Origin of the sequence: Comamonas aquatilis (genome assembly GCF_965139575.1) — a bacterium.
Lineage (GTDB): Bacteria > Pseudomonadota > Gammaproteobacteria > Burkholderiales > Burkholderiaceae_C > Comamonas > Comamonas aquatilis.
In genome coordinates this window covers 31100-54073 of record NZ_CBCSIW010000013.1, presented here as the reverse complement: position 1 = coordinate 54073, position 22974 = coordinate 31100, and the positions used below count along the sequence as shown (strand labels likewise).

At 59.7% G+C, this 22974-nt stretch carries 20 protein-coding genes and 1 tRNA gene; 18 read left to right on the top strand and 3 right to left on the bottom strand.

Features of this window, described 5'->3' with window-relative positions; all coding sequences use genetic code 11:
• The first annotated feature begins 100 nt into the window (after nt 1-100).
• The 3 genes from ACNAZA_RS15085 to ACNAZA_RS15075 all read left to right on the top strand — a co-directional run bounded on the left by ACNAZA_RS15085 (nt 101) and on the right by ACNAZA_RS15075 (nt 4334).
• A complete protein-coding gene (locus ACNAZA_RS15085) occupies nt 101-1525 on the top strand; it encodes a malonyl-CoA decarboxylase (protein WP_415797357.1) in 1425 nt (474 codons plus the stop codon).
• A 101-nt stretch (nt 1526-1626) separates the two neighbouring features.
• Nucleotides 1627-2640, top strand: coding sequence for a Bug family tripartite tricarboxylate transporter substrate binding protein (locus ACNAZA_RS15080; protein ID WP_415797356.1), 1014 nt, complete (start codon nt 1627-1629; stop codon nt 2638-2640).
• Nucleotides 2641-2768: 128 nt separating this feature from the next.
• On the top strand, nt 2769-4334 hold the full coding sequence (locus tag ACNAZA_RS15075) for a malonate--CoA ligase (protein ID WP_415797407.1): 1566 nt from the start codon (nt 2769-2771) through the stop codon (nt 4332-4334).
• 220 nt (nt 4335-4554) lie between these two features.
• On the opposite strand, the gene ACNAZA_RS15070 is transcribed toward ACNAZA_RS15075, so the two are convergent.
• Nucleotides 4555-4998 carry a universal stress protein gene (locus ACNAZA_RS15070; protein ID WP_120967297.1) on the bottom strand — a complete coding sequence of 148 codons (444 nt, stop codon included), beginning with the start codon at nt 4996-4998 and terminating at the stop codon, nt 4555-4557.
• A gap of 112 nt (nt 4999-5110) precedes the next feature.
• On the opposite strand from ACNAZA_RS15070, the gene ACNAZA_RS15065 reads away from it, so the two are divergent.
• From ACNAZA_RS15065 to ACNAZA_RS15025, 9 genes are all read left to right on the top strand, one after another.
• Entirely contained in the window at nt 5111-7570 is a 2460-nt protein-coding gene (locus ACNAZA_RS15065; RefSeq protein WP_415797355.1) for a heavy metal translocating P-type ATPase, read from the top strand.
• Nucleotides 7570-7707, top strand: coding sequence for a cbb3-type cytochrome oxidase assembly protein CcoS (gene ccoS / locus ACNAZA_RS15060; RefSeq protein WP_120967299.1), 138 nt, complete (start codon nt 7570-7572; stop codon nt 7705-7707). The genes ACNAZA_RS15065 and ccoS overlap by 1 nt, the downstream gene beginning before the upstream one ends.
• Before the next feature lie 63 nt (nt 7708-7770).
• A complete protein-coding gene (gene ccoN / locus ACNAZA_RS15055) occupies nt 7771-9204 on the top strand; it encodes a cytochrome-c oxidase, cbb3-type subunit I (protein WP_415797354.1) in 1434 nt (477 codons plus the stop codon).
• Between the two features lie 19 nt (nt 9205-9223).
• Complete coding sequence (ccoO, locus tag ACNAZA_RS15050; RefSeq protein WP_120967301.1) at nt 9224-9856, top strand: cytochrome-c oxidase, cbb3-type subunit II; 633 nt, start codon at nt 9224-9226, stop codon at nt 9854-9856.
• Between the two features lie 17 nt (nt 9857-9873).
• Nucleotides 9874-10011 (top strand): cbb3-type cytochrome oxidase subunit 3, encoded by a 138-nt coding sequence (locus ACNAZA_RS15045; protein ID WP_415797352.1) that lies wholly within the window; start codon nt 9874-9876, stop codon nt 10009-10011.
• A gap of 27 nt (nt 10012-10038) precedes the next feature.
• Nucleotides 10039-10956 (top strand): cytochrome-c oxidase, cbb3-type subunit III, encoded by a 918-nt coding sequence (gene ccoP, locus ACNAZA_RS15040; protein ID WP_415797351.1) that lies wholly within the window; start codon nt 10039-10041, stop codon nt 10954-10956.
• Between the two features lie 83 nt (nt 10957-11039).
• Nucleotides 11040-12482, top strand: coding sequence for a cytochrome c oxidase accessory protein CcoG (ccoG, locus tag ACNAZA_RS15035; RefSeq protein ID WP_415797350.1), 1443 nt, complete (start codon nt 11040-11042; stop codon nt 12480-12482).
• 62 nt (nt 12483-12544) lie between these two features.
• Nucleotides 12545-12856, top strand: a complete 312-nt coding sequence (locus tag ACNAZA_RS15030; protein ID WP_415797349.1) for a FixH family protein — start codon at nt 12545-12547, stop codon at nt 12854-12856.
• A 196-nt stretch (nt 12857-13052) separates the two neighbouring features.
• On the top strand, nt 13053-13304 hold the full coding sequence (locus ACNAZA_RS15025; protein ID WP_415797348.1) for a hypothetical protein: 252 nt from the start codon (nt 13053-13055) through the stop codon (nt 13302-13304).
• Between the two features lie 65 nt (nt 13305-13369).
• Here the strand turns inward: ACNAZA_RS15025 and fnr are convergent, their stop codons facing one another.
• The gene (fnr, locus tag ACNAZA_RS15020) at nt 13370-14092 is read right to left on the bottom strand and encodes a fumarate/nitrate reduction transcriptional regulator Fnr (RefSeq protein WP_120967307.1); all 723 of its coding nucleotides are present in this window, start codon (nt 14090-14092) and stop codon (nt 13370-13372) included.
• 261 nt (nt 14093-14353) lie between these two features.
• On the opposite strand from fnr, the gene hemN reads away from it, so the two are divergent.
• The 6 genes from hemN (at nt 14354) to ACNAZA_RS14990 (ending at nt 22467) form a co-directional block, all read left to right on the top strand.
• Complete coding sequence (gene hemN, locus ACNAZA_RS15015; RefSeq protein WP_415797347.1) at nt 14354-15736, top strand: oxygen-independent coproporphyrinogen III oxidase; 1383 nt, start codon at nt 14354-14356, stop codon at nt 15734-15736.
• A gap of 3 nt (nt 15737-15739) precedes the next feature.
• Complete coding sequence (locus tag ACNAZA_RS15010) at nt 15740-16468, top strand: sulfite exporter TauE/SafE family protein (RefSeq protein ID WP_415797346.1); 729 nt, start codon at nt 15740-15742, stop codon at nt 16466-16468.
• Between the two features lie 134 nt (nt 16469-16602).
• On the top strand, nt 16603-17895 hold the full coding sequence (locus tag ACNAZA_RS15005; RefSeq protein ID WP_415797345.1) for an HD-GYP domain-containing protein: 1293 nt from the start codon (nt 16603-16605) through the stop codon (nt 17893-17895).
• A 50-nt stretch (nt 17896-17945) separates the two neighbouring features.
• Entirely contained in the window at nt 17946-20402 is a 2457-nt protein-coding gene (locus tag ACNAZA_RS15000; protein WP_415797406.1) for a sensor domain-containing protein, read from the top strand.
• Nucleotides 20403-20740: 338 nt separating this feature from the next.
• Nucleotides 20741-21046: an MCP four helix bundle domain-containing protein gene (locus tag ACNAZA_RS14995; protein WP_415797344.1), complete on the top strand. Its 306-nt coding sequence runs from the start codon at nt 20741-20743 to the stop codon at nt 21044-21046.
• A 5-nt stretch (nt 21047-21051) separates the two neighbouring features.
• The gene (locus tag ACNAZA_RS14990; RefSeq protein ID WP_415797343.1) at nt 21052-22467 is read left to right on the top strand and encodes a methyl-accepting chemotaxis protein; all 1416 of its coding nucleotides are present in this window, start codon (nt 21052-21054) and stop codon (nt 22465-22467) included.
• A 297-nt stretch (nt 22468-22764) separates the two neighbouring features.
• Here the strand turns inward: ACNAZA_RS14990 and ACNAZA_RS14985 are convergent.
• Nucleotides 22765-22841, bottom strand: a tRNA-Pro gene (locus ACNAZA_RS14985).
• Nucleotides 22842-22974 lie beyond the last annotated feature (133 nt).

The window sequence follows — 22974 nt, the reverse complement described above, 5'->3', positions numbered from 1 at the left end:
GGGGTCACAAAATCTGCCCATAATGCTTGCAGACATGACTGCATATGCGGTATTTGCTTCTCGATTGAGAGCATCATCAACAGCACGCAAGGAGATGTGAATGGGTTGGGCAGCAGACTGGATCGAGCAGACCACGCTGTGGGTGCGTGGCGTGGAAGGCGACAAACCTGGCAAGGATGGCGTGGAGCAGCGTCCGCTGGCAAAGCGCCTGGAGGCAACCCTCAAGCGCGGGCAGGAGGCATTGTCTCCGCGCGAGCTGCGCCGCCTGCTGGAAGATCTGCAGCAAGTGGCCGATGCTTCGCTGAGCGATGTGGAGGGTGGTCGCCATGCCCAATTGCTGATGGACTGGTATGCCAAGGCGGCTTTGCCGGCCCACAAGGATTTCTGGGCGCTGATCATCGAGCAGTTTGGCCCCGATGCCACGGCGCTGCAGGCCGCGCGCGAACGCTATGACAAGGCCGGTAGCGATGTGGAGCGCAGCGAAGCCGAAATGGGCTTGCGTCGGGCCTTGATGTCTTCGCGTACCCGGATGCTGCAGCGCTTTGCCCAGCCGCAGGGCGGCATGGGTTTTCTGGTTGATATGCGGGCCGAGCTGCTGGCCTTGCCCAAGGCCGAGCAGCGCTATGTGGCCCTGGATGCCGAGCTGGAGCACCTGTTTTCCAACTGGTTTGATGTGGCGCTGCTGGAGCTCAAGAGCCTGAACTGGGATTCGCCGGCATCGCTGCTGGAAAAGCTCATCAAGTACGAAGCCGTGCACGATATCCGCAGCTGGTCGGACCTCAAGAACCGCCTGGACAGCGACCGCCGCTGCTACGGCTTCTTTCACCCGCGCATGCCCAAGGTGCCGCTGATCTTTGTGGAAGTGGCCCTGGTGGACAAGATGTCCGACAGCATTGCGCCGCTGCTCGACGAATCGGCTGCCGCCGCCGATATTGCCAAGGCCAATACCGCCATCTTCTATTCCATCAGCAATACGCAATCGGGCCTCAAGGGCGTGAGCTTTGGCGATTCGTTGATCAAGCATGTGGTGGAGACGCTCACTCAGGAGTTCCCCAAGCTCAAGCACTTTGCCACGCTGTCGCCCATTCCCGGCCTGCGCTCCTGGCTCTCCAAGCATGGCGATGCCGTGCTGGCCGAGCTGGACGACAAGCAGAAAGCAGCGCTGCAAGCCGCTGCCGGCGGCGTGGACATGGCGCATTTGCTGGCCGCGCTGGACGATCCTGCCTCGCTCAAGGAAAAGTCTGCCGTGCGTCAGGCGGCTATGTTCTGCGCCGCCCGCTATCTGGGGCGGGAAACTGCCAAGGGTCGTCCGCTCGATGCCGTGGCACGCTTTCACCTCGGCAACGGTGCGCGCGTGGAGCGCCTGAACTGGGCGGCAGACCTGTCGCCCAAGGGGCACAAGCAATCCATGGGGCTGATGGTCAACTATCTGTATGACCTCAAGCGTCTGGACAAGCACCGCAGCCTGCTGGCGCAGGGCAAGATTCCCGTCTCCTCCGAGATTGAATCGCTGTGCAAGAACTGATGCGCACGGCGTGAGCGTGCTGCGTCAAGCCTTGCAAGCAAGCTGTCTCTGCGCCTTCTGACCACTCAGCCCGGCCATGCTGGGCATTCAGGAGAGATGCAATGCAGGAGTTTTCTAGGCAGCGACGCGAGCTGATCCATTCCATGGGCGCGCTGGCTGCGGGCGGTCTGTCCGGTTGGACGGGCCTGGCCCAGGCGCAGACCTCAGCCGCTGGCGAATGGCCTGCCAAGCCGGTGAATCTGATCGTGCCCTTTCCTGCCGGCGGCGGCACCGATGCATTTGCCCGGCCGTTTTCCAGCCAGTTTTCCAAGATCACCGGCAAGACTCTGGTGGTGGACAACCGGGGTGGGGCGGGCGGTACGCTGGGCGCGGCCATTGCCGCCAAGGCGCCGGCCGATGGCTACAACTTCTTCATGGGTGGTGCCCACCATGTGATCGCGCCATCGGTCTACCCCCGACTTGAATACGACCTGGAACGTGACTTCGTGCCGCTGGCACTGCTGGCCAGCGTTCCCCAGGTGCTGGTGGTCAATCCCAAGAATGTGCCGTTCAACACGGTGCAGGAGTTGCTGGCCGATATGCGCAGCAAGCCGGGCAAATACAACTATGGCTCGGCAGGCTCGGGCAGCTCCCACCATCTGGCCGGCGAGCTGTTCAAGCTGCAGACCAAGACCTCCATACTGCACATCCCCTACAAGGGCGCGGGCCCGGCGCTACAGGATTTGATAGCCGGCAATCTGGACATGGTGTTCGACGGCCTGGGTTCCTCGGCTCAGCACATCAAGAGCGGCCGAATCAAGGCCTTGATGGTGGCCGGCAAGGAGCGCAACCCCGCCTTCCCCGACGTGCCTTGCGCCGCCGAAGTGGGCCTGCCCGACTACACCGTAACCACTTGGTACGGGCTGTGGGCTCCCAAGAACACGCCTGCCGTCATGCAGCAGCACATGCTGCAGGAGGTGCAGAAAATCGGTGCGGCCGAGGAGGTCAAGACCGCCTGGGCGCGCAACGGAGCGGAGTATGGCAAGCTCAACCAGCAGCAGTTTGCGGCCATGATTCACAGCGAGATCCAGCGCTGGGCCCAGGTGGTCAAAGCTTCGGGAGTGAAACTCGATTGAGCGCGGCAACCGGCCCCGGCCAGGGGGCCGGTAACGGGCCGTCATGGACCAGGTCTTGGGCCCCGTATCGAGGAACTATGATGTCTCTCGCATCCCAGTTCCTCTTTCTTTGATCACCGATGACCGACATGCACCAAGCGAATCTCTACAGCGCCTTGCGCGCCGCATTTCCTGCTCAGATGGACCAAGTGGCGGTGGAGGCCGTGGATCCCGATGGCCAGAGCCTGTACTACACCTGGGCCGATCTGGATCATGGCAGTGCGCGCATGGCCAATCTGCTCGATTCGCTGCAACTACCCGAGGGCAGCCGCGTGGCCGTGCAGGTGGAAAAATCTGTAGAGGCCATGATGCTGTATCTGGCCACCTTGCGCTCAGGTCACGTGTTTCTGCCGCTCAACACGGCGTATCAAAGTGCAGAAATTGAATATTTCATAGGCAATGCCGAGCCCGCCGTGGTGGTCTGCGCGCCCGAAAGTTTTGGCTGGGTCTCCAAGATCGCTTTCAACAGCGGCGTAGGCCATGTCTACACCTTGGGCACGGATCGCAGCGGTACCCTGCTGGACCGCGCCGCTCACCATGGCGATGAGCAGCAACCCGCCATGCGCAAGACCGATGATCTGGCCGCGATTCTCTACACCAGCGGCACTACCGGGCGCAGCAAGGGCGCCATGCTCACCCACGGCAATCTGGCCACCAATGCGGCCATGCTCAAGGTTTACTGGGGCTGGCGCACGCCGGAGCAGGGCGGCGATGTGCTGATCCATGCATTACCCATTTTTCACGTGCACGGGCTGTTCGTGGCGATTCATGGCGCTTTGCTCAATGGCAGCCCCATGATCTGGTTTTCCAAGTTCGAACCTGCGGCGGTGATCGACCGCTTCAAGGACGCCACCATCTTCATGGGCGTGCCTACGCTGTATGTGCGCATGCTGGCCGATGCACGCCTGGATCGCGACAAGGCCGCGAACATGCGTTTGTTCATCTCGGGTTCGGCACCCATGCTGATCGAGACCTTCCGCGCCTGGAAGACGCGTACCGGTCAGGCCATTCTGGAGCGCTATGGTATGAGTGAGACCACCATGCTCACCTCCAACCCCTACACGGCAGACCCGCGCTACGGCAATGAGGACGAGCGCCGCGGCGGTACCGTGGGCTTTCCGCTGCCCGGCGTGGGCGTGCGCGTTCACAGCGATGACGGCCTGCCGCTGCCCGTGGGCGAGATTGGCAATATCGAGGTGCAAGGCCCGAATGTGTTTGCTGGCTACTGGCGCATGCCGGAGAAGACGGCCGAGGAGTTCACCAAGGACGGCTGGTTCAAGACCGGCGATGTGGGCATGCAGGACGCACGCGGCTATTTCTCCATCGTGGGCCGTAGCAAGGACTTGATCATCTCGGGCGGCTACAACGTCTATCCGGCGGAGGTGGAAGGCTTTATCAACGAGCTGGCCGGCGTGGACGAAAGCGCGGTGGTCGGAGTCTCTCACCCTGACTTTGGCGAGGTGGGCGTGGCCGTCATCGTGCCGCGCAAGGGGGCGCAGGTCGACGGGCAGAAAATCATCGATGCTCTGAAGGCCAAGCTGGCCAATTTCAAAGTGCCCAAGCGCTGCTATGTGGTCGATGCCCTGCCGCGCAACACCATGGGCAAGGTGCAGAAGAAGCTGTTGCGCGACCAGTACCAGAAAGAGTTTGTTTGACTGTGGCGAGTGCTCAATTGCGTGGGCGAGGGGCAGCTTCTTTATGTGCAGCCAGGTCCTTTGACTTTCACCTTGACTCACGAATTGATAGCTACTAGCGCATATCTCTTGTGGGCTAGAGGCCAAAATGAATAAAAGCAGCCTGGGTGCAAGCTGCTTTTGTTCTGTGTGAGCGCCTGCTTTCAATCAGGCGAAGCGTAGCTGCGGTTGTGAGGTGGCGTTAGCGCAGCACCAGCACCGGTATATGCGAATGGGTGAGCACGTGCTGGGTCTCGCTGCCCAGCAGCAGGCGCTGCAGGCCCTTGCGGCCGTGAGAGGCCATCACGATCAGGTCGCAATCGCGTTTTTTGGCGGTTTCCACAATGCTTTCTGCCACCAGATCGGAGTGCACCACCTCGGGGGTTACGCTCACTTTGTGCTCCTGACCCAGGTTCTTGATACCGCCCAGCAGCACCTGGGCCTGCTCCGTCCACTGCTCTTCTATGCGCTTGGCTTCCTTGATGTCCTGCAGATCCGTGCCTTCCATGTAGCTGCGCGGGTAGTGCGAGACCACCTTGAGTGCGACGACGCTGGCGCCTGAGAGCGCAGCCAGCTCAATGCCGGCGCGTACGGCTTTGTCGGAAAGCTCTGTTCCATCCGTGGCGATGAGGATGCGGTTGTACATGGCGAACTCCTTTTGGTGGGCGGATTGATGCTTTAAAGCATAGGACGGTGCGGGGTGATGTCAGTTGATCAAGGTCAAGCTCATTATGATCCCCTCCCGTTAAGCTTCAAACATGTATCACAACCATCCTGTCACGCCCGATCAGGCCACGCAGGTGGCTGCCGGATCAGATCCCCAAGTCCCGCCCCCGGCTGGCAATCTGCTGCTGGACGACCCACAGGAGTGGAGTTCGTTCGGCCGGCCCGCAGAGGCCAAGGCGGCCTCTACCGCCTCTTTGGACGAACCCACGGCATTTCCGGTCTGGGAATCGCACCTGGTGTTGGAGGGCATGCACTGTGCGGCCTGTGCGCTCACCATTGAAGAGGCGATGCGCGCCGTACCCGGCGTGCAAGGGGTTGAAGTCAGTGCTGCCACGCGCCGTGCCCGTGTCGTCTGGCGCCCTGCCCAGGTGCTTCCATCCCAGTGGATGGAAGCCATTGCGCGTGCGGGCTACCGCGCGCTGCCGGCGCGCGACGCTTTTCTGCGCGAGCTACGCCAGGCCGAGACCCGTCGCGCGCTGTGGCGCTGGCTGGTGGCCGGTTTTTGCATGATGCAGGTCATGATGTACGCGTGGCCTGCCTATGTCTCCAAGCCCGGCGATCTGACGCAGGAGTTCGAGACTTTGCTGCGCTGGGCTTCGTGGGTGATTTCTCTGCCCGTCGTGCTGTTTTGCTGCGGCCCGTTCTTCAAGAGCGCACTCAAGGACATCAGTCAGCGCCGGGTGAGCATGGACTTGCCGGTGGCGCTGGGCATGGCTATCACCTTCATCATCAGCACGCTGGGAACCTTTGATCCCTCCGGCCCCTTTGGTCACGAAGTGTTTTTCGACTCGCTGACCATGTTTGTCTTCTTCCTGCTCACCGGTCGCTGGCTGGAGCTGCGTTTGCGCGATAGCACGGCCGGCGCGCTGGAAGCGGTCATGAACCGCCTGCCTGACTCGGTGCTGCGCAAGGCGTCAGATGCCGATACCTTCGAGCGCATTGCCACGCGCCGCCTGCGAGTGGGCGATGTGGTGCGCGTGCTCGCCGGCGAAGCCTTTCCCGCAGACGGCATGATTGTGCGCGGCACCACCCATGCCGATGAGGCCTTGCTGACGGGGGAATCCACGCCCGTGCTGCGCGCCCTGGGCGACGGCGTGACAGCAGGCAGCTACAACCTCGATGCGGTGGTGGATGTGCGTGTGGACGGCGTTGGCGCCAACACCCGTTTTGCGCAAATTGTGGATCTGATGGAAAGCGCATCGCTGCAAAAGCCGCAGCTGGCCCAGATGGCCGACAAGGTAGCGCGTCCCTTTCTCGTCGTGGTGCTGCTGGCGGCGCTGGCCGCGGCCGTCTGGTGGTGGCCCGAGGACCCGGGCAAGGCGCTGATGGTGGCGGTGGCCGTGCTCATCGTGACCTGCCCCTGCGCACTGTCCCTGGCCACGCCGGTGGCTATGCTCACCGCCGCCGGCACGCTGGCACGCCATGGCGTGCTGGTACGCAATCTCAATGGGCTGGAGGCGCTGGCCGCCATCGATACCCTGGTGTTTGACAAGACCGGGACCTTGACCCGCGACGGCCTGGTGTTGCGTGCGCTCACCCCTGCTGCCGGGCAGAACCCGAATGAGCTGCTGGCGCTGGCCGGCTTGCTGGCCAGCCAATCCATGCACCCTGCGTCGCGCAGCGTGGCGCAGGCAGCGGCCAAGGCGGGAGGGCCGGCAACCGCCTGGGTGCTGGAGTCGGTGCAAGAACTGGCCGGGGCCGGTCTGCAGGCCAGTGCTCATGAAATCAATAGCACATCCCGCAAGCTACACCTGCGTTTTGGGTCGGCTGCGCATTGCGGTGTGGCCGAACTGGCGCCTCAGGCATCCGGGCAAAGCGTGCTGTTGGCACAAAAGACGCCTCAGGGTTGGCAGGCGCTGGCGCAATTTCATCTGAGCGAGGACTTGCGCGATGAGGCGCCGCAAGTCATCAAGGCGCTCAAGGCGCATGGCATAAGCGTGTGTTTGCTCTCTGGAGATCGCAATGCGGCTGTGCAGACTGTGGCGCAAAGGCTTGGCATTGCCCAGGCGCAGGGCGACTGCCAACCGCAGGACAAGCTCGAGCGCATGCAGGCCATGCAGGCAGCCGGTCATCAAGTGGCCATGGTGGGCGACGGCCTGAACGACGGCCCAGTTTTAGCCGGAGCGCATATCTCTTTTGCGTTTGGTAGAGCAGTACCGCTGGCACAATCACGATCAGACTTCGTGGTACTGGGAGACAGCCTGGAGTTAGTGCTGCAAAGCCTGTTGCTGGCCCGACGGACCTTGTCCGTGGTGCGCCAGAACCTGGGCTGGGCAGCAGCCTATAACGCGATCTCTATTCCTCTGGCCCTGATGGGCTGGATGCCTGCCTGGCTGGCAGGGCTCGGCATGGCGCTGAGCTCTTTGCTGGTCGTCGCTAACGCAGCCCGTCTAGCACGTGCGTTGCCGCTGCAGGTTGCAAATAGCAACGCGTCCGACCCCGCGCATCTTGCGCCGGGCACCGTCATGCCACTGACTCAAGGAGGCCGCTGATGGACATTCTCTATGTGTTGATACCGCTTTCGGTCGTGCTGGTGCTGGCCATTCTTGCGGCCCTTTGGTGGGCAGTTTACCGGGGTCAGTTCGAGAGCGTGGAACAAGAAGGCGAGCGCATTCTTCGCGACGATTGATGTGGCTCAACGAGCCAGATGAGAAACCAATGAACACTTTGCAAGAAATCTAAGAGGTGCCCGATGGAAGCAACAAATAACAATGCTGTCTATTACGACGACAAAGTCGTAAGGCAGTTCTCTATCATGGCCGTGGTGTGGGGGGTGGTTGGTATGGCTGTGGGCGTGCTGATCGCCTCGCAGCTGGCTTGGCCCGAACTGAACTTCGGCATTCCCTGGCTCAGCTATGGTCGTCTGCGTCCGCTGCACACCAATGCCGTGATCTTTGCCTTTGGCGGCTGTGCCTTGTTTGCCACCAGCTATTACGTGGTGCAGCGTACCTGCCACACCAAGCTGTTCATGCCTCAACTGGCCAGCCTGACCTTCTGGGCCTGGCAGCTGGTGATCGTGGGCGCGGCCATCAGCCTGCCCCTGGGCTACACCCAGGGCAAGGAGTACGCCGAGCTGGAATGGCCGATCGACCTGCTGATCACCGTGACCTGGGTGTCTTATGCCATCGTGTTCTTCGGCACCATAGGCATACGCAAGGTCAAGCACATCTACGTGGCCAACTGGTTCTTCGGTGCCTTTATCCTGGCCGTTGCCTTGCTGCACGTGGTCAACAACATCTCCATCCCTGCTGGCTGGATGAAGAGCTATTCCGCCTATGCCGGCGTGCAAGACGCCATGGTGCAGTGGTGGTACGGCCATAACGCCGTGGGCTTTTTCCTGACCGCTGGTTTCCTGGGCATGATGTATTACTTCATCCCCAAGCAGGCTGGCCGCCCGGTGTACTCGTATCGCCTGTCGATCGTGCACTTCTGGGCCCTGATCTTTACCTATATGTGGGCGGGTCCGCACCACCTGCACTACACCGCGCTGCCTGACTGGACACAGTCCGTGGGCATGGTGTTCTCGCTGATCCTGCTGGCTCCCAGCTGGGGCGGCATGATCAACGGCGTGATGACGCTGTCGGGTGCCTGGCACAAGCTGCGCGATGACCCCATCCTGCGTTTTTTGATCGTATCCCTATCGTTCTACGGCATGTCCACTTTTGAAGGCCCGATGATGGCCATCAAGACCGTGAACGCCCTGAGCCACTACACCGACTGGACCGTGGGTCACGTGCACTCCGGCGCTCTGGGCTGGGTGGGGCTGATCACCATGGGATCGCTCTACTACCTGATTCCCCGCCTGTTCGGCCGCGAAAAAATGCATTCCATGCAAGCCATCGAGCTGCACTTCTGGATGGCCACTATCGGCATCGTGCTCTACATCGCGGCCATGTGGATTGCCGGCGTGATGCAAGGCCTGATGTGGCGTGCCGTCAACCCGGATGGAACGCTGACCTACACCTTTGTGGAAAGCGTGAAGGCGACCTATCCCTTCTATGTGATTCGCGTCACCGGTGGTCTGCTGTATCTGGGCGGCATGCTGGTGATGGCATGGAACACCTGGAAGACCGCCATGGCCGGTCGTCCCGTGCGTGTCCCCGTGGCTGCTGCGGCATACGCCTGAGCATTGAGGAGTCAAAGCAATGTCTGACAACAACAACGCAGCTCCCAAGAGCTTTTCCCACGAGAAGATAGAGACCAGCAACTTCCTGCTGATCGCGCTGACACTGTGTGTGCTGGCCATCGGCGGGTTGGTGGAAATCGTTCCGCTGTTCTTTCAGAAATCCACCACGGAAGCCGTGGCCGGTCTCAAGCCCTACACACCGCTGCAGCTGATGGGCCGCGACGTCTATCTGCGCGAAGGTTGCTACAACTGCCACTCGCAGATGATCCGCCCCTTCCGCGCCGAGACCATGCGCTACGGCCATTACTCGGTGGCTGGCGAGTTCGTGTACGACCATCCCTTTCAGTGGGGTTCCAAGCGCACGGGCCCCGATCTGCATCGCGTGGGCGGCAAGTACAGCGATGAATGGCATCGCATCCACCTGAACAACCCGCGTGATGTGGTGCCCGAGTCCAATATGCCTGCCTACCCCTGGCTTGAAACCAGCAAGGTCGATGACAGCGCCGTGGCCCAGCGCATGAATGCTCTGCGCAAGGTGGGTGTGCCCTATACCGACGAGGAAGTCGCCGGTGCGCAAGCCCAGGTCAAGGACAAGACCGAGATGGAGGCCGTGATCTCCTATCTGCAGGTCCTGGGCCGTGCCGTCAAGTAACAGAGAAGGGACTGGATATGGATATCACCACCATGCGCATCGTGGCCACGCTGGCATCGCTGGCGTGCTTCATCGGCATCTGGTGCTGGGCTTATGCCCGCCGCAACCAGGCCCGTTTTGACGAGGCAGCTCAGCTTCCGTTTCTGGAAGACTGAGGCCGCACACCACAACGAGAACAACCCATGAGCGACTTTATAAACAACTTCTGGTCGGTGTATGTGGCCGCGATTACGCTGCTGGGCATCATTGGCTGCTTGCTGCTGCTGTTGGTAGTGGCGCGCAAGAAAGTGGTCTCCTCGGCCGACAACACCACGGGCCACGTCTGGGACGGCGACCTGCGCGAACTCAACAATCCCATGCCCAAATGGTGGATGGGACTGTTTCTGATCACCATCATCTTCAGTCTCGGCTATCTGGCTGCATACCCCGGTCTGGGTGCTTTTACCGGCAAGCTGGACTGGACCCAGACCGGCGCCTACGACAAGGAAGTGGCCAAGGCCCGGGCCGATCTGGAACCCATGTATGCCAAGTTCGTCAGCATGCCCACGGAAGAAATGGCCAAGGACTCCCAGGCCATGGCCATTGGCGAGCGTTTGTTCATGAACAACTGCGCCCAGTGCCACGCTTCGGATGCTCATGGCAGCAAGAGCTTCCCCAATCTGGCCGACGGTGACTGGCTTTATGGCGGCACACCGGAGAAGATCAGGGAAACCATCACCAACGGCCGCACCGGCGTCATGCCCCCCATGGCAGCGGCCGTGGGCTCCAGCGAGGATGTGCGCAACCTGGCCAACTATGTGCTCAGCCTCTCCGGCAGCCCGCATGACACGGTTCGCGCCTCGCAAGGCAAGTCCAAGTTTGTGGCCTGCGCCGCCTGCCACGGTGTGGACGGCAAGGGCAACCAGGCTTTGGGTGCCCCCAATCTGACTGACGACATCTGGCTGCACGGCTGGGGTGAAGCGGCCATCGTCAACATCGTCAACAACGGCAAGCACAACGAGATGCCGACCCAGAAGGACAAGTTGACCGAGGCACAGATTGCCGTGCTGGCTTCCTATGTCTGGGGCCTGTCCAACAAGGGCAGCCCGGCTCAGAAGTAAGCACGCTGGAAAGGGCGGCGCTCGCGCGTCGCCTTTTTTTCGCGTTTGAATTTTCAGTCATTACAAAAAATTAAGGAGCTGCCATGCAGCCCGATAACGGCAAGCCCCGCAAGATCATCCCGATCACGCCTGTAGAGCCCGAGGACGGGGACAAGATGGTGGCGATGTTCGCCTCCGAGCAAAAGGTGTACTCGCGCTCCATCAGCGGGTTTTTCTCCCGCTGGCGCTGGGCCATGGTGTTCCTGACCCAGCTGTTCTTCTACGGCATGCCCTGGTTGCAGTGGGGCCAGCGCCAGATGGTGCTGTTCGATCTGGAGGCGCGCCGTTTTTATCTCTTCGGACTGGTGCTGTATCCACAGGACTTCATCTATCTGACGGGCTTGCTCATCATCAGTGCGTTGGCGCTGTTTCTCTTCACGGCGGTGGCCGGGCGTCTGTGGTGCGGCTTTTCCTGTCCGCAAACGGTATATACCGAAATCTTCATGTGGATAGAGCGCAAGGTCGAAGGCGACCGCAGCGCCCGCATGCGCATAGACAAGAGCGGCTGGACTTTCGAGAAAATCTGGAAGAAGTCACTCAAGCAGTTTCTGTGGATTGCCGTTTCCCTGTGGACCGGCTTCACCTTTGTGGGCTTTTTCGTGCCCATCCGTGAGCTGGGTTCGCAGCTGCTTGAACTGCAAGGCAACTGGCAGATCTTCTGGGTTCTGTTCTACGGTTTTGCTACCTATGGCAATGCGGGCTATATGCGCGAGCAGGTCTGCAAATACATGTGCCCTTATGCGCGCTTTCAGAGCGCCATGTTCGACAAGGACACCATGATCGTCAGCTACGACGGCCAGCGCGGCGAGCCGCGCGCCCCCCGTACCAAGCAGGTGGATGCCAAGGCCCAGGGTCTGGGCGACTGCATTGACTGCAAGCTGTGCGTACAGGTCTGCCCCGTGGGTATCGATATCCGCAACGGTCTGCAATACGAGTGCATTGGCTGCGGGCTGTGCATCGATGCCTGCAACTCCGTGATGGACAAGATGGGCTATGCGCGCGGCCTGATACGCATGAGCACGCAAAATGCCATCGCCAGGGCCTGGAAGCAGGCGCAGATCATCCGCAGAGTATTTCGGCCGCGGGTGCTGATTTACACGGTGGTGCTGCTGGGCTTGAGCGCGGCCATGATTGCCAGTCTGATCCTGCGCGAGCCGCTCAAGCTCAATGTGATTCGTGACCGCGCCTCGCTGTCGCGCATTGTGGCCGGCGGCAAGCTGGAGAATGTCTACCGCCTGCAGATCATGAATGCCACCGAGCAGGAGCAGCGCTATCGCATCACTGCCACGGGACTGGATGGCCTGGAGGTGGTGCTTGAAGATGAGGTGGTGGTCGGGCCGGCGGAGACGCGCGGCGTGCCCGTGGGTCTGCAGATTCCCTATGGATCGGCAGCACCGGGCTCGCATACCGTGTACTTCAATGTGGATGCCGTGACTGCCGGGGCAGGGCGCACGTCTGAAAAAGCCGTGTTTCTGGTGCCGCGTTAACAATGTGAATGCCGCAGCCGCCTCGCAGGCGCTTGTGGCAGATTGATCAAAGAGGTTTTGTCATGTCTTCTAGCCCTGTTTCTGCCCCTGCCGGGCGCGCTGTCAAGCCGGTTCATGCCGAAGACGGCAAGCCCTGGTGGAAGTTTCCTCATGTCTGGCTGGTTGTCGCCGGCCCGGCCATTGTGGTGGTGGCCGGTTTTGTGACCGCCTATATCGCCATCAGTGCGCCCGATCCCGTCATTGACCCGGACTACTATCAGCACGGTATCGAGATCAACAAGCGTCTGGAAGAGTCTCAAAAAAGTCTGGCGCCTGCCGTGACAGGTCGCAATCACGCCGCTACCCCGGCCAAGGACCACCCCACGGACCGCTAAACGCTTGTTTTTCGGTAAATTCAAAGCATTTTGGCCTCTAGTCCATATGCACAAAGTGCTGATAGCTATTAAATAAATAGTAATTCTCCCGAGGCTTGCCCGCTGTTTGCGGCAATCCAAGGGTTTGCGGGGGCGCATTCCATGGCTGCTTGTGCAAAATGTTTTGCACCGATGACACAGCCCAAGGAGACGCAGCATGCTCGCTCAACGCTGGAAGTGGATTGCCTGGCCGGCCTTTCTGGCGGCGGCAATCATGGAGATGGTGGTTTTTGCTTTTGTCGATCCCGGCGATATTGCCCCTGTGGGCTGGTCGCGCAACGCTGTCTACACGCTGGCGTTCTTTGTGTTCTGGGGCGTGACCCTTTTTTCAAGCTACATCACCTGTTTGCTTTCGCGCTCCGCGCAGGAGCTCAATCACGGCATTGTTTCCGCGCCGCTGGTGGAGTAAGTCGCTTTCATGAAAAAAGCCCGCGTCCATGGAAGCGGGCTTTTTATTGTGAAGCGGGGTGAGCCTTAGTCGTGGCACTGCTGACTGTTGACGATGCGTTTGAGCGCCTCCGTATCCAGAATGCGCAGATGGCGTTGCTTGACTTCCACAATGCCTTCTTCGGCAAACTTGGAGAAAGTGCGGCTCACGGTTTCCAGCTTCAGGCCCAGATAGCTGCCGATTTCCTCACGGGTCATACGCAGCACCAGCTCCGACTTGGAAAAGCCGCGGGCAGACAGGCGCTGCACCAGATTGAGCACAAAGGCGGCCAGCCGCTCTTCGGCGCGCATGCTGCCCAGCAGCAGCATCACGCCGTGTTCGCGCACAATCTCGCGGCTCATGACTTTGTGCACGTGATTTTGCAAGGCGGTGACTTCGCGCGAGAGCTGCTCGAGCTTGTCAAACGGCATCACGCAGACCTCGGCATCTTCCAGTGCCACCGCGTCGCAGGTGTGGTGGTCGTTGACGATACCGTCAAGGCCTATGATCTCGCCCGCCATCTGAAAGCCGGTCACCTGATCGCGGCCGTCCTCGGTGGCGACGCAGGTCTTGAAAAAGCCGGTGCGAATGGCATACAGCGAAGTGAAACCTTCGCCATTGCGAAACAGCAGACCACCGCGTTTGACTTTGCGGCGTGTCGCCACGATCTCATCAATACGCTCCATCTGTTCATCGTCCAGGCCCATGGGCATGCACAGTTCGCGCAGATTGCAGTTGGAGCAGCTTGCTTTGATGGTCTGAAGATTCATGGGTAAGCAGGGATGGTGCAAGCCGGTGGGCCTGGACTATCTGTGACCTCTTGGTGAGTGATGAGATGGATCAAATTGTCGCAGCTGTTGCCTTGGCATTTCTTGATATCCATCAAGGCTGATGTGTTTGGCTTGGGGCACATTGCAATCATTCCTTCAATCAATGTGTGCGAGTTCATTGCGGTTGCAGTTGCCAGAAATCCTGCCCATCAGGAAACAAGCTGTCATCCGCCAATGTGAGCGCATCCTGACATTCACGTTATGACCGCTGTTACGCCCGAACTACTGAGTCGATTTGATGTTCCTGGACCACGCTACACATCATTTCCAACAGCCGACCGTTTTGTAGAGGCTTTCGGCACCGAGGATTACATCCTGGCGCTCCAGCAACGCAAGACCCACTGTGCAGCGAGGGCGCTGCCGCTGTCGCTTTATGTGCATGTGCCGTTTTGCGAGTCGCTGTGCTACTACTGTGCCTGCAACAAGATCGTGACCAAGCACCACGAGAAAGCGACCCAGTATCTTGACTATCTTGCGCGTGAAGTGGCCTTGCACACCGAGCACTGCGGCAAGGGACAGGCGGTCAGCCAGCTGCATCTGGGCGGCGGCACGCCCACGTTTTTCTCCGATGCCGAGCTGGCCCGGCTCATGGATTTGATGCGTGAGCATTTCAAGCTCGAAGCGGGTGGGGAGTACTCGATAGAAGTAGATCCGCGCACCGTGACGAATGAGCGCCTGGCCGTACTCAAGGAGCTGGGCTTCAATCGCCTGAGCTTCGGGGTTCAGGATTTCGACCCCGCGGTACAGAAAGCCGTGCACCGTGAACAACCTGCCGAACAGGTTTTTGCCCTGGTGCAAAAGGCGCGTGAACTGGGCTTTGCTTCCATCAATGTGGACCTGATTTACGGTCTGCCCAAGCAAACCCCGCAGTCGTTTGCACGCACGCTGACCCAGGTCAACGAGCTGCGCCCGGATCGCATCGCCCTGTATGCCTATGCCCATCTGCCCGAGCGGTTCAAGCCCCAGCGTCGCATCGAGTCTGCCGATTTGCCCATGGGCCAGGACAAGCTCAATATGCTTTCGGGAGCCATTGATGCCTTTATGGACGGGGGTTATGTCTATGTGGGCATGGATCACTTTGCCCTGCCCGATGATTCCCTGGCGATTGCCAAGCGGCAGGGGCGCCTGCACCGCAATTTCCAGGGCTATAGCACGCAGCCCGATTGCGATCTGATTGCGCTGGGTGTATCGGCCATCGGCAAGGTGGGTGCGAGCTACAGCCAGAACGCCAAAACCCTGGAGGAGTACTACGACGCGTTGGATGCCGGCATGCTACCCGTGGTTCGAGGACTGGCGCTTTCGCGCGATGACATGGCGCGCCGGGCCGTCATCATGTCCATCATGTGCCAGGGGGAGGTGCTGTTCGAGCCCATGGAGCAAGCCTGGCTGCTGAATTTTCGGGAATATTTCGCGTCCGAGTTGCAAGCTTTGAAGGAAATGCAGGCCAACGGGCTGCTGGTGCTCAGCGACGAAGGCTTCAAGGTCACGCCGCTGGGCTGGTTCTTTGTGCGCGGAGTTGCCATGTTGTTTGATCGGTATTTGCAGGCGGACCGAAACCGTGCGCGTTTTTCCAGGATCATCTAGGGCATGTTGATTTCGCTGCTCTGGACTGCTTTGATCATGGGACTCGTGGGTGGGTCCCATTGCCTTGTCATGTGTGCTGCGCCCTGCAGTGCGGTCACTGGCAGCAGGACCGACAGCCGTACTGACGGCAGCCCGTCACAAGTGCTGCACTTTCATGGCAAGCAAAGCCGTCCATGGTTGGCGCTTGTGTCATTTCATCTAGGGCGTATTGCAGGCTACTCGGCTCTGGGCGCCACAGCGGCCGTGGCCATGGAAAGCCTTTCCTGGCTGACCAATCAAAGCACGGCGCTGCAGCCCCTATGGGCTCTGTCCCATGTGGCCGTCATGGCCTGGGGTCTGGCTTTGATGGTGCAGGCCAGGCAGCCGGCATGGCTTGAGAGTGCAGGGCGTTTTGCCTGGCAGTGTGTGCAGCCCTGGGTCAGTGCGCCCGGTGGCCGTCTGGCGGCCGGTTTTTTCTGGGCATTGATGCCTTGCGGCTTGCTGTATTCGGCCGTGCTGGTGGCTGCGCTCAGCGGCGGCGCATGGCAAGGCGGTTTGTCCATGGCTGCGTTTGCCATAGGCAGCGGGCTCTGGCTGCTAGGCGGCCCCTGGCTGTGGCGTCTGAGTCAATCCCGCATCAATGCGGCGCGTGCGCAATGGGGTACCCGCATCGCAGGGCTGATGCTGGTCGCCATATCGGCCTGGGCCCTGTGGATGGATCTAGTCTACAAACCCAGTCTTTGGTGCCGCTGAACACTTGGCTGAAATTGACGCTGTTTTACCAAAAAACTGACAATCCGGGTTTGTCGCGAGCGTATGACGCTTTATTTTCTTCAGAGAGCCTGCTGAAGTGGAGATAATGCAAGCTCTCACATCTGTTGCAAAAAGTGAATCGACTCGCTGTTATTGATATTGGGCAAGTGCGGATAGGCATGTATGTCCATCTTGATTTGGGATGGCTTCATCATCCTTTTCCGGTCAATAACTTCAAAATTATTTCTCAAGCACAGATCCAGACCTTGAAGGAACTGGGCCTGAGCACGATTCAATACGACCCTGATAAAAGCGAAATGGCGTCCGCTTTGACCGGGGATGAGGATCTGGCAGCGGATTGCTTGCCGGATCCCGAGTCATTGTCTTCACTGGCACCCTTGAACCCGCAGCCACTGCATTTGGATGCCGTCGAGCAGTGGCATGCCAAGGTCAAGCACATGGATCTGCAGTTCTTGCAGGCGGCGCGCGGCTATGAGCAGCTTGAGCAGGCTGCGCTGCAGCAGCCGCAACTGGCACGCGCAGCCGGTGAGCAACTGATCGCCAATTGTCTTGCCACCCTGCTGCCAGAGCAGGATGTGGTGCTGCACGTACTCTCTGATTCCTCGGCAAATGCTTCAAGCGCCCATGGTGTGAATGTGACCGTGCTCAGCTTGTTGTTGGGCCGGGCCATGGGTCTCAAGGAGCTTGCACTGCATGAGCTGGGATTGGCGGCCTTGCTGCATGACCTAGGCAAACTGACCTTGCCGACTCAGCCCTTTGTGTGCGGCATGAATATTGGCGTACTGGATACTTCGAAAGCACAACATGCCCACTATGCCAAGCATGTGGGCGAGTCTGTCGCCTTGGCGCAGAGCATGGGGCTGCCTCCTGCTGTGACATCTGCAATTGCCCAGCACCATGAGTGGGCCGACGGATCGGGTTTCCCGCTGCATTTGCTGGGCAGCGACATGGAGCTGGCAGGCCAGATACTGTGCCTGGTCAATGCCTATGACCGCTTGTGCAATCCGCCCGACAATCACGTCTCGCCTACGCCGCATGAGGCGCTGGCTTCCATGTTTACCACCCATCAAAGGAAATTCGTTCCAGCAGTGCTGGCGGCTTTTGTGCGCCTGATGGGCGTCTACCCGCCGGGTTCGCTGGTGGAGATGACGGATGGCAGGCAAGGCTTGGTGACTTCGGTCAACACCGCCTACCCGCTCAAGCCCCGGGTATTGATACATGACATCAAGGAAGCGGCGACACTAACTTTGGCGGATCTGCAAGCAAGTCCCCAACTTGGCATACGCCGCGGGCTTGGTGTGCATCAACTGACGCGGGAGGCGGTGTGCGCCTTGTTGCCACATCGCCGCGTGAGCTATTACTTTGACAGTGCTGTGGGCGTTCAGCCCGAGAAGGTTTTATCGTGAACGCAGCCCGCGCCGAGATTTCTCAGGAAATCCATACGCCAGCCAAGCTCATGAGCCAGCTGCTGGATGGATTGCAGGAAGGAGCCTGGCTGCTGGATGTGCAGCAATTGACCGTGGTCTATGCCAATGCCGCAAGTCAGACCTTGACGGGCTATGGCTCACAGGAGGTCCTGGGTCGTTCGGTGCTGGTGTTGGCGGCCACGCCGCTGCAACATGCTTTCTGGAGCGACCCTCTCAACTGGAGCGAAGGCGCTCAGTTTGTCTCGGAGATATGCCGTGCCGACGGGATGCTGGTGCCGGTCGAGATGCGGGTGACGGCGCTGGATTCCCAGCCCTGCTATCTTTTGCTTTCCATGATGGACAAAAGCGCTCATGAGCGCCATGAGACGGTGCTTGGAGAGTTGCTGGCCGAAATGCGGGCCACGCTGGAGTCTGCGGCCGATGGCATCCTGGTCTGTGGGCCGGATGGCGATATACGGGCCTTCAATCATCGTTTTTCGCAGCTGTGGACGCTGCCGCAAGCAATCCTGTCGTCCCGCGACGATGCCGCTGTTTTTGCGCATCTGGATGCGCAGATTCTGCGTAGTGCAAGCCAGTTCACATTGCTGCAGGACACGCCAGGTCTGGGCTTGCCCGATCTGTCGGCTCCCGAGACTTCCGAAGTCCTGGATTTGTGTGACGGACGTGTGATCGAGCGCCGCTCGGTGCCGCAGGTCAGCCGTGGCGTTCCAACCGGACGCATATTCTCGTATCGGGATATCACCGCTCAATCCCAGGCAGCAGCCGATCTGCGCTTGGCAGCGCGTGTGTTTGAATCCAGTCTTGACGGCATATTCATTGCCGATGCCGCGTGCAAGCTGGTGCAGGTCAACCCTGCCGGGCGCAAGCTGCTGGAGGGTCTGGATGTGGTCGGCCAGGACGCCGGCACGCTATTCGCGACGGATGACGGAGCCGTGCCGCAGCTGTCGCAACTGGCGCAGGAGCAGTGGGAGCAAGGTGCTTTCTGGGAAGGCAATCTGTGGCTCACTCAGGCCCAGGACAAGCGTTGTGCCGTATGGTTGTCCTGGGTCGCCTTGCGTGATGGCTATGGCAACGTGGTGCAAAGCATAGGCTTTATGCGGGATATGACGCAGCAGCGCTTTGCCCAGCAACGCATAGAGCAGCTGGCTTACACCGATGCCTTGACGGGCTTGCCCAACCGGATGAGCTTGATCGAGCGGGTGGATGCGGCAATTGCCACTGCCCATGTCCACAACGACATGTTCAGCATTCTGTTTGTGGATCTGGACCGTTTCAAGATCATCAATGATTCTCTGGGGCATCATTTTGGCGATCGCGTGCTCAAACTGGTGGCAGAGCGTCTGAATAGTTTGCTGCGCCCTGCAGATATCTTGTGTCGGCATGGCGGGGATGAGTTTGTGCTGTATCTGCATGCCTGCAATGCAGAAGGCGCCGCTTCTGTCGCAGAGAGAATTTTGACCGAGATGCGGCGGCCTTTTCTGCTCGACGGCCTGGGCTTTTCGGTCCAGTGCAGCATTGGCGTGGCCCAGTTCCCTCGTGACGGCCTCACCTTGAGCGAGCTGATACGCCAGGCCGATATTGCCATGTACCGCGTCAAGGAACGCGGTCGTGGAAACTTCAGTTTTTATCAGCCGCAGATGAGTGCGGGTCTGCTCTCGCGCATGCGGCTTGAACATGCCATGCGACAGGCTCTGGATAAGGGCCATATGAGCGTGTACTTTCAGCCGCAAGTGCATATAGGAAGCGGCCGCATTGTGGCTGCGGAGGCCTTGCTGCGCTGGACCGATCCTGAGTTCGGTGTGGTTTCGCCGGCAGCCTTCATTCCTCTGGCGGAGGAGTCGGGCTATGTGGTCACGCTGGGTGCCTGGGTGCTGGAGCAGTCGGTGCAGGAAGCGGCGCGCTGGCATGCCCAGGGCATGTTCATCAAGGTCTCGGTCAACGTTTCCGCGCTGGAGTTCAGACAGCCCGATTTTGTCGAGCGACTCACGCAGGTACTGCATGGCAGCACGCTGCCGGCACACTGGCTGGAGCTGGAGTTGACGGAGAGCATCTTGCTGCAGGATGCCCAGGAGATGGCCTTGCGCGTGCATCGCATTGCTGAATTGGGCGTGGGCCTGGTCATTGATGATTTTGGTACCGGCTACTCCAATCTCTCCTATCTCAAGAAGCTGCCGATTTCCAAGATCAAGATCGACCAAAGCTTTGTGCGCGGCCTGCCCGATGATGAGGAAGACAAGGCCATTGTGGGTGCCATCATCAGCATGGGCCAGGCATTGGGAGTGGAGATCGTGGCTGAAGGCGTCGAGACGCCGGAGCAATGTGCTGCCATCGAGCAGATGCAAGGGGGCTACTTCCAGGGTTATCTGTGCTCGCCGGCCCTGGCTCCACTTCAATTCAGGCAACGTTTGCGCGAGGATGCTGATGGGTCGCCCGCGTATACGATCTCGTCAGAGGACGATTCATCGCCGCTTGGTGCCGCTTCCTGAGGCTCCATTGGCTCGGCGAGCCGGAGTGCAGGAGGGAGCTGTGCCAATGGGTGAGGGTTCGGCATTGACGCATGCCGGCCATGTACGAGTGGGTGAAAGCTGAGATCACCAGTCCGGGTGATGTGAAGGCTAGGACCGATTGCATGGTTGCTATTGCGACGACACCATGGCATTTTCCGGATTGCTGCGTCATCTGGATTGTCGCCTTAACGAATTTCCAGAGGATGCTTTTCCGTTTTGGCTTATTTTTCGCGTAATGAGTTAACATTTAGAAACAAAGTCTTTATCGCCTAGTGATGTCTTCACGCGGTGCGGGCCATGCTAAGGAGAAAACTCGAATGAATTTTGCGCAAATGAGAATTAGCACCCGCCTTTATGGTGGATTTCTTTTGACGCTTGCGTTCCTGCTGGTCAGCACGGTGTTTGCGCTCAATCGCATGGTCGACATCAACCAGCGCATGGTCGAAATCATCGACGTCAACAACGTCGAAGCCGACTTGCTCACTGTGATGCAGCTTTCGTTGCAGGACCGAAGAATTGCCGCCCGCAACCTGATTTTGCTGACCGATGTGGCGCAGATGCAGCCGGAGGCCGATCGAATTCTGGTGCAGGAAAAAAATACAGTGATGCCGAGGCCAAGCTGAACCAGATGTTTGCCACGCTGCCCAGCACTATTCCAGAGGAACGTGCGGGCATGGCCAAGATCAAGCAAATGGAAGCCATTGCATTGCCGCTGTTGCAAAAGGCGGCCGCGCTGGGGTTTGCCAACGAAGCTGAAGAGGGCACGCGTTTGCTGATGAGCGAGACGCATCCTGCCCAGGAAAAATGGGCAGCGTCCATTGCCGACATGGTCCAGATCGAAGCGGACCTGAATGACAAAGCGGCCAGTGCAGCCAAGGACTCCTACGACAACGCCAAGTTCGCGATGATTGCCTTGGGCGCCATAGCGTTGGCCGTGGGACTGTTGTTCGCCTTCATCATCACGCGTCAGGTCACCCGGCAACTGGGCGGCGAGCCGCACCAGGTTGCGGATCTGGCGCACAAGATCGCGACGGGCGACCTCAGCCAGGAAGTCCACACGGCAGCTGACGATAAGAGCAGTGTGCTGTTTGCCATGCGTGCCATGCGCGAGAGCCTGGTGAACATCGTCGCGGGTGTTCGACTCAACGCAGAGGGCCTGGCGACCGCCAGCGCGCAGATTGCCCAGGGCAACAATGAGTTGAGCAGCCGCACGGAAGAGCAAGCCAGTGCACTGGAGGAGACTGCTGCATCCATGGAGCAGCTCAGCACCACGGTGCAACATAACGCAGCGAACGCACGCCAAGCTAACGAGCTCTCTGTGAGTGCGTCCACTGTTGCGAAGCAGGGTGGCGAGGTGGTGGCCGAGGTGGTCGATACCATGAAGGGCATCAACGATTCGTCGCGCAAAATCTCCGACATCATCGGCGTGATCGACAGCATTGCATTTCAGACCAATATCCTGGCCTTGAACGCCGCAGTGGAGGCTGCACGCGCGGGTGAGCACGGTCGCGGCTTTGCTGTGGTTGCCAGCGAGGTGCGTGGTCTGGCAGGGCGCAGCGCCGAGGCGGCCAAGGAAATCAAGGGCCTGATATCGGCCAGTGTGCAGCGGGTGGAGCAAGGCACCAGCCTGGTGAACAGGGCTGGGGAAACAATGCAGGAAGTGGTGCAGTCCATCCAGCGTGTGGCGGACATCGTGGGCGAAATCAGCGAGGCCAGCGCGGAGCAAAGCCAGGGTGTGAGTCAGGTGGGGGAGGCGGTAACGCAGATCGACCATGTGACTCAGCAGAACGCCGCCCTGGTCGAGGAATCTGCGATGGCGGCCGACGGACTGAACAACCAGGCGGCGGAGCTGGTGCGGGCGGTATCGGTCTTCAAACTGCCAGAGGACGACACATGGAACGTGAACCGCTCTGGATTGACGCGGGGAATGATCAATCCGGCTGACAGGCCAACGCGAGGACATAGCCATCCATCTCTGCACTGGTCAGATCAAGCGGGTCGCAACGCCTTGGAAAGCGAGCGAGCCAGCAGCTTGCCCGTCTGAGCTGCGGTGATGCCAAGCCATCTGTCTGCCGAATGCGGCGCTCATGGCTGGTGTTGAGGCTGTCGTGTTGTCTGTTGAATGACACGGCGCTTGCATCCAAGGCTTGTGCCTCTGGAGCTCGCGGAGCAAGTCCATGCTTAAAAGAACAAGCAAGGAAAATCTGCCTCATCGCAGCTGCGTGAATCGGTAAAAGCAAGAAGAGAGATTGCCGAGGAGAGTGCAGCTGCAGGCCAGAGAGCGGCCCACGGTCCACTAAGACAAAAGGCCTTGGATTTTTCAATCCAAGGCCTTGTCGTTTGGTCGGAGCGGCGGGATTCGAACTCGCGACCCTCTGCTCCCAAAGCAGATGCGCTACCAGGCTGCGCTACGCTCCGAAGCCATTAATGTAACTTGGAAATCAGCCGTATTTTTCAATATTGCGAATTTATTCGCGCAAAAGAGGCTGCGTAGCCGCGGTACCAGCACGGCAAGCAGCTGTTCAACAGCCTCTTGCCATCCACTGCTTCG